Below are 13,379 nucleotides of genomic sequence, written 5' to 3' on the forward strand. Positions count from 1 at the left end.
TAAGATCGCTTTTTTGCCACAGTCAGTTTAACCCATTACATTTTTGAGCCTTTAGCCCCGTAGAACAGGATAAAACCATAACAAATCACGGGCAGAATAAAGGCGAGCTGAACGCCAAGATTATCCGCTAACATGCCTTGGAATAAAGGCAAAATCGCGCCGCCCACAATCGCCAAACACAGAATGCCACTGCCCTGTGAAGTGTGTGGACCTAAATCACGAAGCGCTAAGCTGAAGATCGTTGGGAACATAATCGAGTTAAATAATCCCACCCCAAGGATTGCCCACATGGCAATGCTGCCACTGGTTGTCATCGCTGCAACCACAAGTAGCGCCGCCATAAAAGCATTAAATGCAAGCACTGAGCCTGCTGGTACTTTTTGCATCACCACAGAGCCAATGAAACGTCCCACCATAGCGCCACCCCAATAATAGGCGATGTAATGGGCGGCTTCAGCTTCTGGCATACCCGCTATATGGCTTTCACCTAAGAAGCTAACTAAAAAGCTACCGATAGACACTTCTGCGCCGACATACACGAAAATACCCACAGCGCCGAGCACTAAGTGCTTGCTTTGTAAGGCACTGGTTTTACCTAGATGGGTCTGAACTTCACCTTGAACACTTTCATCATGCTCACGGATCACAGGTAAATCTAACTTCGCAAAAATCAGCGCTAAAATTGCCAAGGCGCCAGAAAGTAACAGGTATGGCAGTTTAACCACTTCTGCTTCAGCGCTCGCTTGGGCTAAATCGCCTGATACTGAACTGGCAACAGAAAGAATTAACATAGCACCAAAAAACGGTGCAACCGTTGTGCCTAAGGCGTTGAACGCTTGCGTTAAGTTCAAACGACTCGACGCAGTTTCGCGACTGCCTAAGGCATTGACATAAGGATTGGCTGCCACTTGCAGGATTGTGATGCCTGATGCCAAAACAAATAATGCACCGAGGAACAAGTTGTAAGTAGCGAGGGCCGCCGCAGGATAAAACAGCGCACAACCAATACTTGCAATCACGAGACCAGTAACAATTCCCTTTTGATAACCCAGCTTTTTCACTAAGTTACCCGCAGGGATTGAGACTAGAAAATAAGCACCGAAGAAACAAAACTGGATCAACATAGCTTGAGTATAATTCAGTGAAAACACCGCTTTAAGATGCGGGATCAGAATATCGTTCAAGCAAGTGATGAAACCCCACATAAAAAACAGTGAAGTCAATGAGATCAAGGCAAAACGATAACTGCCCGACCCATTTTCGCCAGTGCTGCTCGTGTAGCTACCGGTATTAATTGATGACGCCATAGTTATTCTCTCTGTATGTTTTTATTATCAGGAACTAATTAAGGTTACATTCCCCATGGTGCCCGTGGGCGGGTTTATATCAAACTGTGGGCTTGGGATCCCGTATCTATAACACTTCAACCGAATAAAAATGAATCATTTTCACTTTAACACTGCATAAAAGCTGGTAAATGCCGAAAACTTCAGCTGATTGTGTTCTATTTGTGCGGTTTTAAGGCCATGTCCCGTCAGCGACTCACTGAGTTCAAATGCAGAGAAATCAAACTCGACCTCGGTATCACCTAAATTGAATCCCACAAACACTTTGATATCGCCTAAGGTGCGAACAAAGGCCAAAATGGGCTCCTTTGTATCAACAAATTTAATATCACCTTCAACTAACACTGGGTGTAACTTACGCCAAGCCAGAAAACGTCGATAACCATTGAGCATAGAATCAGCATCAGATTCTTGTACATCCACAGCTAACGCTTGGTGCGCAGGTGGAATTGGCAGCCAAGGAGAAACATCACTAAAACCACTAAAGTCAGCGCCTTGCTGCCACGGCATTGGCGTACGGCAACCATCACGCCCCTTAAACATAGGCCAAAATGTTTTGCCAAAAGGATCTTGCAGCTCATGGTATTCAATTGGCGCCTCAGTTAGACCGAGTTCTTCACCTTGATAACTACATATACTGCCGCGCAGCGAACTTAGCATGGCATTGAGCATTTTGACCATGTCTGAATTCTGCTTACCTTGCCCCCAACGACTCGCTACGCGCTGCACATCATGATTACCGATAGCCCAACATGGCCAGCCATCACCTATGCTCGCTTCCAAAGCCTCTACGGTTTGGCGAATATAAGCGGCGCTGTAATCGTCGGTTAATAGCTCAAAACTATAGGCCATATGTAGGCGATCTTCGCCCTTAGTGTAGGCAGCCATTACAGCCAAAGAATCTTCGGCCGAGACTTCGCCTAAGGTCACCGCTCCTGGATAGCGATTGATGAGCTTTCGTAAATCTTCAATAAAAGCGATGGTTTGCGGACGGTCATTATTGTAGTAATGGTATTGATAAGCGTAAGGGTTATCTTCACTGAAACCACGGCCCTGACGTTTATCCTTAGGCTTTGGCGGATTATCCCTGAGCAGTTCATCGTGATAACAGAAGGTAATGGCATCTAAGCGGAAGCCATCTACCCCCTTTTTAAGCCAAAATTCAACGTTATCCAGCACAGCTTGGCGCACTTCGGGATGATGGAAATTAATATCGGGCTGACTACGCAGGAAGTTATGTAAATAGTATTGCTGTCTGCGCGGTTCCCACTCCCAAGCACAACCGCCAAAAATCGCGAGCCAGTTGTTAGGCGCTGTACCGTCTTCCTTAGGATCGGCCCACACATACCAATCCGCCTTGGGATTCGAACGGTTCTCGCGGCTCTCAATAAACCACGCATGTTGGTCCGAGGTATGACTTAATACTTGATCAATAATGACCTTAATACCTAAACCGTGGGCTTTTTCAATCAATTCATCGAAATCATGCATAGTGCCAAAAAGAGGGTCAACTTCGCGGTAATCACTGATGTCGTAGCCAAAATCTGCCATAGGAGATTTAAAGAAAGGTGAAATCCAGATGGCATCGACATTGAGACTCGCAATGTAATCCAGCTTTATGATAATGCCGCGTAAATCCCCGACGCCGTCACCATTAGTATCTAAAAGGCTACGCGGATAAATTTGGTAAATCACTGCACCACGCCACCACGTTAACTCACTCATTGTTGCCCCTTTTATCATTATTCTACAGCGAACTTTCCCTGACACACTCAAGCAAACAGTTATCGTTTTGTTACTGCAGAGTAAAGTCATCGCGGCTTCTTTTGTGTTACCGAGCATACGTGAAGAGGGAAATAAGGTTCAATACACCTGCATACGTATGCAGAAGATGCAGCCAATAGTCACATGGCATCACAATGAAATTTACTTTTTAGTAACAGTCACTTGATTACAAAATAAAATCATTTTATTCCCTGAGTTCACCCTCTATCACAGTCTATTCTTAACTCTGCTAGGTATTGAATACGTATGCACTCTGTTGTTCAGCTAAGAAACTCGGGAGTAGTATCTTCACCGTTGCATAACAATTTGGTCATAAACGCAGCACTTATGCAGTCAATTAAGCGCCCATATACCAAAAAAAGGCCGCAAAAATAACGCGGTGATAACGATAAAACGCTCTACAAAGCGATAAAGCGACTCCAAGGGGAAGAGAGATATGATGCGATTTAAACCCAGTTTGCTAACCTTAGCGCTCATCGCCGCAGGTGCCAGTATGCACTCCTATGCGGCAGATGAAGTGACTACAGATAAGGAAGCAAAAGAAGCTGCTATTGAGGTTATTGAAGTTAAAGGCTTTAGAACCAGTGTCATCAAATCACTAAATGATAAACGCTTTGGAGATACCGTCTCTGAATCGATTTCAGCAGATGATCTTGGCGCCCTTCCCGATCAGTCAATCGCTGATGCACTGACTCGCTTACCAGGCGTGACCGCTGTGCGCACTGGTGGACAAGCAAGCGGCCTCAATATTCGAGGTCTTGATGGTGATTTCGTCTTTGCAACGCTTAATGGACACGAACAAGTGACAACGGGCGGTAAACGCGCGATTGAGTTTGACCAATATCCATCCGAATTAATTAGTCAAGCCGCCGTCTATAAAACACCAAAAGCCTCGCTGATTGAAGGAGGCGTCGCCGGTACGGTAGAATTAAAAACCGCAGATCCCTTAAAAAGCGACAAAGACCAATCATTTAATATCAATGCTCGCGGCAGTTTTAATGACAGAGCGGATGAGATTTCCGATGCCGATCAATATGGCAACCGTCTTAGCTTTGCATATCAAGGCAAATTCCTTGAAGATACACTCGGTGTGGCGCTAGGCTATGCCCATTTGTACCAACCTTATGTTGCCAGTCAATTCATTGGTTTACGTTTCAACGACGATAAAAAAGATGTCAATGGCGACGGTGCTGCCGAATCAATCAGTGAAGGTTTTGAGTTACAGCAAAAAGGCGGTGATGATACACGTGATGGTTATATGGCTGCTATCCATTGGCAACCAACAGACAATCTCAGTGTAAAAAGTGATTTATTCCATTCAAAATTCACTTCCGAAAACTTTGCCCGAGGCTTTCGCGTTAAGTCATTAAAAAACGGTACTATTAGTGATGCGGTTGTCGAAAATGGTTCTATGACAGGCGGAACGGTATCAACTGATGGTACTGATAACTTTGCCGTTTTTGTTATCAATGATAACGACTCAAAATATTCAGAACTGACATCAGGCTCAGTCAATATTGAGTGGAATAATGGCGGCGCATTAACTGTCGCAGGTGATGTGAGCTATTCAAAAGCCGATGGTGAGTTCGTCAACGGCGGCACTCGTGCCGTTTTATATGATGATATAGGTAATGAAGTACGCTCAGCCGAATCAATTAATTATCAACTACATGGTTTAAGCCCTGCCGATGTCAGCTTTTCAAACGACTATACCAATACCGCGACCTTGGGTTTAAAAGAAGTGGGTATGTGGCCATACGATCAACAAAATGATCTTGTCGCCTACAAGTTAGACTTTAACTATGTGCTGGACTCATCCTTCCTGAGTTCTGTCGATTTCGGCGCACGCTACTCAAAACGTGAATTCAACGCCCAGCGCTCTCAAGCAGGCTACGGCTTCGAATTTGACACTAACCCCGCCAATCAACCAGTGTTGGTGTTAAATGATGACATGACAAATATAGTCAATTTCGGTGGTGAACTTTCAGGCTACCCCAGCTTCCTATCGATCGATTTCGACAAGGCTGTGGAGCTGGTCAACAATCAATTGGCAGCGACGGGTCAAGGCCCATTTAATCCGACGGCTAACTGGTCGGATAACTGGACCATGATCCAAAGCGGTGCCGTTAATGAAGATATACTGGCAGGATATGTACAGGGCAATCTAGAGTTTGATCTGGGTGATGTCAAAGTAACAGGTAACCTAGGGCTGCGAGTGGTTCACACGGATCAGAACAGCACAGGTCTGCAACAAATCGGCTTCGGTTTGGGCGAGCCTATCGCGGACGAAAAGGGTGTTATCAGCACTGACTATATCCGCAATGAAATCGGTCAGACCTACACAGACTACTTACCATCACTCAACCTCAACTTCCACTTGACGTCAAATGATCAACTGCGTTTCGCCGCAGCCTCTGTGATGGCTCGTCCTCCGATCAATAAGCTGAAATCAGGACGAGGCAACTGGTATTCCGACGAAAACAAAGGCTATAAGACATACAATGCCTGGGGTAACACCAGCCCTTTGCTTGATCCTTTCTATGCCGATCAATTCGATCTGTCTTACGAGCATTATTTCGAAGACAGTGAAGGCGCCGTGGTGATAGCTCTGTTCTATAAAGACATCAAGTCTTTCATCAACGATTTCACTATCACTGAATTTGATTTTGAATCTGAAGGTTTTATTGTCCCAGATACAGTAGTTGATAATGGCGTCACTTATCCTGTTAATAAAAATTTGGGTCAATATCAAACTGCAATCAACAACGACAATGGCGGCTACATTCGTGGTGTTGAGTTAGGTTATACCCAAATATTTGATTTCTTGCCCTCGCCACTCAGCGGTCTTGGCTTCACTGGCAGCTACTCGTATTCAGACAGTGAAGTGGAATTTACCACAGATTTAAGTGGTTCAAACTTAACCATTCCATTACCAGGTTTATCAGAAAGCGTACTCAACACCACCTTGTTCTATACTCTGGATGGTTTCGATACTCGCGTAAGCATGAGATATCGTAGCAGCTATGTTTCAGAACAAGTGGCAGTTGAATCACAACTCGCCTTCTTCGATGCCGAAACGATTGTGGATTATCAAGCTTCATACGCTCTGGAAAATGGACTTAAGTTCTTATTCCAAATTAATAACTTAACTGATGAACCGAACAAAACCTATTTTGGTGAGGAACATCAGACAGGAACAATCCAATACTTCGGTAGACAGTACTTCCTAGGGTTAAGTTACTCTTTATAAGCTACCCAGAATAAAGCCTGCTTCAATTAAGAAGCAGGCTTTTGCTTATGCAGATTTCAGTATTTCTAACATTCATCATGCCAGCACGTTTTACTTATTTCTCTTTAAAAGGCTTACATTATGATCCGTCAAAACCTAATGATAGCGCTTTATTTATGCTTGGTTTGCTCTTCATCTAATACGGCCTATGCAAACACCTTTAAGCAAGATATATCGACGGACGTTAAGCTTGAACCCGCGTTTTGGTGGGCGGGGATGCAGAACCCTGAGTTACAGCTGATGCTGTATAGCCGCGAACTTCCAAGCTTACCGCAGCAGATTAAGCTTGATATCCAAGGAAAAGGCATCACACTTAAAAGCCTTGAGCACACTGATAACCCTCACTATTTGTTTATCAATTTAGATCTGAGTCAAGCTGCGCCGCAAACCTTTGAACTAGTGATTTCCAGCACTGACTCTGCTTCAAAAGCCAATAAACCTCTTTATCGCCTGCCCTATACGTTGCAAGGGCGCGCTAAAGGTAGCCGTGAACGCCAAGGATTTAGCAATAAGGATGTGATTTACCTTATCACGCCGGACCGATTCGCCAATGGCGACACCAGTAATGACAGTCAGGCCGATATGTTAGAGCAAGTTGCGGCTAACTATCCAAGTAATCCTAGCAACCCCAACTATCCCGATGCTCGCCATGGCGGCGATATAGCAGGGATCAGCCAGCACTTAGCGTATCTGGCAAAGCTCGGGGTGACTCAGTTATGGATCAATCCGCTGCTTGAGAATAATCAAGCCCAGTATTCATACCACGGTTACTCAATTACCAATTTATACCGCGTCGATCCCCGCTTTGGCAGCAACGAAGATTATAAAGCCTTAGTCGCTAAGGCTAACAAGCTTGGCCTTGGGGTGATTAAAGATGTTGTGGTGAATCATATCGGCTCTAACCATTGGTGGCTCAACGATTTACCTAGCCAAGACTGGCTGAACGATGCCACAAAAACGCAGCTACATAATCGCAAATCCAAGCCTGACTTGATGCAGTCTGCCGATACTAAATCCAGTGCTATTAAATCCAGCGTTACCAGCCCCCGTTTCACCAGCCATAGGCGCACGACAGTGCAAGATCCCTACGCGGCAGCGCAAGATCATATTGATTTTGTCGACGGCTGGTTTACCGACACTATGCCAGATCTAAATCAAAGCAATCCAAAACTGGCAACCTATCTTATCCAAAACAGTATTTGGTGGGTCGAGTACGCAGGACTTTCGGGGATACGTGAAGATACTTACTCCTACGCCGACAAAGGGTTTCTCGCTAAATGGTCTAAGGCCGTAATGGCTGAGTACCCAAATTTTAATATTGTTGGCGAAGAATGGACCGCAAACCCCATCACAGTGTCCTATTGGCAAAAGGGCAAAATCAATGCCGATGGCTATACCTCAGATTTACCCAGTTTGATGGACTTCCCGCTATATGAAAAATTGATTGCCAGCCTTAATGAGCCAGAGGCGTGGGACACAGGCTTTATCACACTTTACGAGATGTTAGCCAACGATGTTGTGTATGCCTCACCCAGTCAGCTAGTGTTATTTGAAGGCAATCACGACACCAATCGGATTTTCAGTTTAGTGAAAGAAAATATAGACTTATACAAGATGGCCCTCACCTATGTGCTGACCGCCAAACGCATTCCACAGCTGTTCTACGGCACTGAAGTCTTGATGACCAGCCCAACCGAAGGTCGTCACGATGGTGTTGTGCGCAGTGATTTCCCCGGCGGCTTTGCCAACAGTGCCATTAACGCCTTTACGGGCAAAGGACTGAGTGAACCTCAACAACAAGCGCAGCAATTTGTCCGTACGCTACTGAATTACCGTAAACAATCCCTTGCGCTGCAATCGGGCGATCTACTGCACTTTGTGCCGCAGGATGGCATCTATGTGCAATTTCGTTGCTTATTGAATGACCCATTATCAGCTGACCTAAATGCTAAAGAGCTTAAGTCACTAACTCAACACGATTCTCAAACCCAACACAACGCCTGTACTCAGCCCTCGGCCGACAAAGTCATGGTGATTTACAATAAAAATGACAAAGCAGTCACGCTAGATGTAAACCGCTTTGCCAGTGTACTTGGCGATAACCGCGCCGCTACAGATATCATCAGTGGCAACACAGTTTCACTCAATCAAGCGCTAGCATTACCCCATGCAGGTGTCACTATCCTTGAGCTTAAAGCAAGACCGCAGCTAAATACTGGCTTATCTAGCCGTCAAACCTCTAATCATATGAGTTACTCAGCTAGCGATTTAACTCAGGCTCAAACAACTCACCCAATCAAAAACTCAACCCTAAAAGGAATTCAGTCTTGAGCTTTTTATCGCCTATCTATTCCCGAGTGATTCAGTGCCCCCAAGAGGCTAAATTTCCCATAGTGGCTTTACTTATAACCAAAGCAGCAAAAACCCAGCAGCGCCGACAGTCATCACTCAGCTTATGTTTAAACGCTCTATTCAGCGCCTCTTTATTAACTGCCTCGCTTTTTAGCTTCTCGATCAATGCAAATACATCAACGCAGACGCTTGATAATGAGTTACTACCAAAGTCTGAGAGTGAGGTTATGACGCTTAAACCTGTGGTGTATCAAATCTTTACTCGCCTTTATGGCAATAAAAATCCAACCAACAAACCTTGGGGCACGATTGCCGACAATGGCGTCGGCAAATTTAATGATATCGACGATGTTGCACTCAATAGCATCAAGGACCTAGGCGTTACCCATGTGTGGTACACGGGCGTTCCCCACCATGCATTGATTGGTGATTACAGCGCGATTGGCGTGAGTACTGATGATCCCGATGTGGTCAAAGGACGCGCGGGCTCACCCTACGCAGTCAAAGATTACTACAACGTCAACCCAGATCTGGCGGTCAATCCCGCCAACCGTTTAGTCGAGTTCGAAGCGCTCATTGCCCGTACCCATCACCACGGCTTAAAAGTGATTATCGATATCGTGCCAAACCATGTGGCGCGCCATTATCAATCCGTGAGTAAACCCCAAGGCGTGCGCGATTTTGGCGAAGATGATGATACCAGTCTGGTGTACGCCAAAAACAACAACTTCTATTACGTTGTTGATAAAGTTGATGTTTATAATGGCTCGGAGGGGGCAAAGGGACAAGCGCATGCGTTTGAGGTACCAAGCTTACCCGCAGAGCTTAAACCGCTGGGCGGAGAAACTCACCCCTTAAGTGACGGCAAATTCAACGAATTTCCCGCAAAATGGACTGGCAATGGCTCACGCTTAGCCAAGCCCGATGCCAATGATTGGTACGAGACCGTTAAAATCAATTACGGCGTACGCCCCGATGGCACCTATGACTTCCCTCGCCTGCCAGCCAATTTCGCCACTTTAACGCAGGCACAGCATTACGCTTTTTGGCAACAACACTTAGCCGAGCTCCCAAGCTCTTGGATTAAATTCAATCAGATTGCCCAGTATTGGCTAGCGAAAGGTGTCGATGGGTTTCGCTATGATATGGCCGAAATGGTGCCAGTGGAGTTTTGGAGTTATCTCAATAGTCAGATAAAACACACAAATCCCGATGCCTTTATCTTGGCCGAGGTCTATAACCCTAACTTGTACCGAGATTATATCCAACTTGGCAAAATGGATTATCTGTACGATAAGGTTGACCTTTACGACACGCTCAAAGCCGTGATGGCGGGTAAAATCAGCACAGCTAATATCGCGGCAGAACAGGAAAAAGTGCAGGATATTGAATCTCACATGCTGCACTTTTTAGAAAACCACGACGAGCAACGTATTGGTAATGCAGCATTTTTAGCATCGCCACATACAAATAAGCCCACGGCAACCCAAGCCGTGAATCCACACTATGCCCTACCCGCTATGGTAGTGTCGGCAACGATAGGCACTTCACCGACGTTAGTGTATTTTGGCCAAGAAGTGGGAGAAGCCGCCATCGACAACCCAGGATTTGGTCATGCATCACGCACCAGTATTTTTGACTATGTTGGCGTCCCAGCCCATCAGCGCTGGATGAACAATGGCAAGTTTGATGGTGGACAATCAACCCTAAAGGAAGTCACTTTGCGGACTTATTATCAAAAATTACTGAACCTAAGCACAGGTAAAAATGTACCTGCGCTCTTAGGAGAGTATTACTCGCTCGATGCCGCCAACCGCAGCGCACAAACCGCCACAATGGATACTCATGGCAGTGCAACGGGTTATGATGACAGCACTTTTGCCTTTGTGCGCTTTGAGGAAGATACGACCAATAAAACGAGCCAAAAACTGATTATTGTGAATAACTTTAATCAAACTCAAGCAAAGCCATTATCCCTTAAGCTACCAAAGCCACTTATCGACCAATGGCAATTAACGGATGGTACCTATTCACTTAAGGATTTGCTGGAAGACAATAAAGCACAGTTGGTTGTCAAACTAGGTGAAGGACAAGTTCAGATGCAACTTGCACCGCTGTCTTCAGCCATATTCGAGCTGGAAGATTAAACGAGCAAAAAGCCTAGGTGAGCTAAAAAGTGAAATCGACCGATAGCGTCACGCTAAACTGTGACGCTATCTTTTTTTAACCGTTATACTCTCAAACCTTTCTATCTTATTTGATCAACCATTAAAAATCACAAAGGAAAGCAATGTTACTCGGCATTCACCATGCAGCGATTATTTGCAGCGACTATCAAAAGTCCAAACACTTTTATGTAACCATTCTTGGCCTTACCGTGCTTGCAGAGCATTTCCGAGAGGCACGTAAGTCCTATAAACTTGATTTACAACTGGCCGATAAGAGTCAAATTGAGTTATTTTCATTCGATAATCCACCCAAACGACCAAGCTATCCCGAAGCCTGTGGACTTAGGCATCTCGCCTTTCGCGTAGCATCAATTGAAACCGCCATCGAACATCTTCATAGCCATCACATTACCGTTGAACCCGTCCGCATTGACGAATACACAGGCAGAAAATTCACCTTCTTTAGCGATCCCGACGGCTTACCCTTAGAGTTATATGAGCTATAGCACGAGTAAAATAAGGCAACATCGCAGCAATAAGATGAATAAAGCTTAATTACGCTACGGGATAGTCAGCATTAGACTCAATAAAACGACGCAGCCGTTTAACCAATAGTTTAAGTAATCGATTGACCAGTTTGACGCTGTGATAAGGTCAAAGCCTACCTAGGCTAACCATTTAGGAACTCAAGATGTTTGATAATCCAGCATTATTACTATGGAGTTTAGTCTTTAGCCTCTTTGGTCTTGGCTTTTTCACCTATGGCAAACGCCAAGTTGCACCCATCCCTTTAGTCGTTGGCCTCACCCTGATGATTTATCCCTATTTTGTCACCTATCTCGCGTTACTTATCGCTATCGGCATCGCCCTGATCGCACTGCCCTATTTTGTAAGGATATGATTTGGGGTTTATAGAAATGTTTACGGACAGAAGCTACAAAATAAATGGTGAGGCTAATACAACTTCGTATACCTCTACACTCATACCACAATAGGTTGATACAAAATCTCAGGCACCCCACGCTTCTTAAGAAAATATTGCGCCGTCTTTGTTATTTTTTCAGTATGAGAAACTGTTTTCACCTGATAATAACCGCTTAAAATTCGCTTAGTCAGCATGACCGCGAAATCATAATGTTCCTGTTGATAAGGTTCTATTACCTCATTTGTTGGAATTAATTCATTTAGCTCATTCATTTCTAACCAATCCATCGCTTCAGCAAGCCAAAATAGCTTTATGGCAATGGCTAACTCGCATAATGGATGATCCGCAATTGCAATAGGAATCTCATTACCATCATCCCAATTATAATGGTCCAATAAGGCATACAATTCATGTGCTGACGAGATAGTTTTTACAAGGTTTACCGCCTCTTCAACATCCTCGATTTCATAAACAATTCTATCAATAATGTCTGTCATTATATTTAAGTCCTTAATGTTTCAATCAGCCCATTTAACATAGGGTAAAGGAGTGATAAGAACTTAATACAAAGCCCGAAATAGGAATGGCCAAAAGATGAAACTCCTTTTCGTTCACCTCACCCCTGATAAATGAGTTCAACTATTCTCGGCAGATGGTAAAACGGCCGAGTGACAAAATTCCCAATAGTGAAAGGATTAATAGGGATAAACTGCCACCGCCGCTGTAACCTTGTTTATGTTCAATGGTGGCAACGTGCTCTTCCTTAACCCGAGTTTTAAAACGGGCAAGCTCGTCATCTAAATTGACTATCATGTCGTTCACCGCAAGATCAAAACCCTCGTAGGATTTCTCTCTTAGGGTTGTCGTCACGCCAACAGCGGTTGAACTTTCAGTTAACTGATTAATACCTGGCGCCCTAAATAACATCTTCTGGCTACGCATATCGAAAACGGCTGTATCAACAAAGGTTTGAATCGCATTTTCATTGCCGGGGATTAAATACATGCCCACGATAGTCCAATAAAGGATGGCGGATTTGTTCTCGTGGCTTTGCATCAATTGATCGTAAGAAACCAATGCCATAACATCAACATCATGCAGGCGAGCAACCTGCTGCAAGGTTTCAAAACCTTTACCATTTTTAAGATAGGTACTTGGGATCACTTCGATACGATCAATATAGTCATATTTGACAAAGGATTTTTTAACCTTATCAAGTAAGGCCATCTGAGTTCGGCTATCAATTGCATCGGCTTGCCAATGGGACGAAGGCAAGAAAGCGATGCCGACGGTAATAGGTAAACGCAGCACAGGTAAGGATGGCTGCTGGGCTTGGCGACTCTTCTCATCAGGGTATAAATATTCGACTAAGCTACTCGATACCGCATTTTTCTCCGTGGTATTACCGTTAAAAAATGCACTACAACCGCTCAGTGAAAGCATTGCGAATGAGGCTATGCCACAGGCTATTACCTTATGTTTCATTTGTTTCCCTACCGTATCCATACACTTGC

The 13,379-nt window shown here is 44.7% G+C and carries 9 protein-coding genes; 5 read left to right on the forward strand and 4 right to left on the reverse strand.

Going from position 1 to position 13,379, the window contains the following annotated elements:
- Positions 1-35: 35 nt before the first annotated feature.
- The gene (locus tag L5M29_RS03790; RefSeq protein WP_173496672.1) at positions 36-1,307 is read right to left on the reverse strand and encodes a sugar MFS transporter; all 1,272 of its coding nucleotides are present in this window, start codon (positions 1,305-1,307) and stop codon (positions 36-38) included.
- A 141-nt stretch (positions 1,308-1,448) separates the two neighbouring features.
- A complete protein-coding gene (locus tag L5M29_RS03795) occupies positions 1,449-3,071 on the reverse strand; it encodes an alpha-glucosidase (protein WP_263166291.1) in 1,623 nt (540 codons plus the stop codon).
- Positions 3,072-3,567: 496 nt separating this feature from the next.
- On the opposite strand from L5M29_RS03795, the gene L5M29_RS03800 reads away from it, so the two are divergent.
- From L5M29_RS03800 to L5M29_RS03820, 5 genes are all read left to right on the forward strand, one after another.
- Complete coding sequence (locus tag L5M29_RS03800) at positions 3,568-6,381, forward strand: TonB-dependent receptor (RefSeq protein WP_263166293.1); 2,814 nt, start codon at positions 3,568-3,570, stop codon at positions 6,379-6,381.
- Between the two features lie 120 nt (positions 6,382-6,501).
- On the forward strand, positions 6,502-8,751 hold the full coding sequence (locus L5M29_RS03805) for a glycoside hydrolase family 13 protein (protein ID WP_263166295.1): 2,250 nt from the start codon (positions 6,502-6,504) through the stop codon (positions 8,749-8,751).
- On the forward strand, positions 8,748-10,919 hold the full coding sequence (locus L5M29_RS03810; protein ID WP_263166297.1) for an alpha-amylase family protein: 2,172 nt from the start codon (positions 8,748-8,750) through the stop codon (positions 10,917-10,919). Before L5M29_RS03805 ends, L5M29_RS03810 begins: the two co-directional genes overlap by 4 nt.
- A gap of 143 nt (positions 10,920-11,062) precedes the next feature.
- Complete coding sequence (locus tag L5M29_RS03815; RefSeq protein WP_113939623.1) at positions 11,063-11,446, forward strand: VOC family protein; 384 nt, start codon at positions 11,063-11,065, stop codon at positions 11,444-11,446.
- Positions 11,447-11,631: 185 nt separating this feature from the next.
- Positions 11,632-11,841, forward strand: a complete 210-nt coding sequence (locus L5M29_RS03820; protein ID WP_263166299.1) for a hypothetical protein — start codon at positions 11,632-11,634, stop codon at positions 11,839-11,841.
- A gap of 80 nt (positions 11,842-11,921) precedes the next feature.
- Here the strand turns inward: L5M29_RS03820 and L5M29_RS03825 are convergent, their stop codons facing one another.
- Both L5M29_RS03825 and rhlP read right to left on the reverse strand, forming a co-directional pair.
- Positions 11,922-12,362, reverse strand: coding sequence for a DUF4274 domain-containing protein (locus L5M29_RS03825; protein WP_263166302.1), 441 nt, complete (start codon positions 12,360-12,362; stop codon positions 11,922-11,924).
- A 142-nt stretch (positions 12,363-12,504) separates the two neighbouring features.
- The gene (gene rhlP / locus L5M29_RS03830; RefSeq protein ID WP_263166304.1) at positions 12,505-13,350 is read right to left on the reverse strand and encodes a rhombotarget lipoprotein; all 846 of its coding nucleotides are present in this window, start codon (positions 13,348-13,350) and stop codon (positions 12,505-12,507) included.
- Positions 13,351-13,379 lie beyond the last annotated feature (29 nt).

Origin of the sequence: Shewanella sp. SM95, from assembly GCF_025653595.1 — a bacterium.
GTDB classification, from domain to species: Bacteria; Pseudomonadota; Gammaproteobacteria; order Enterobacterales; family Shewanellaceae; genus Shewanella; species Shewanella oncorhynchi.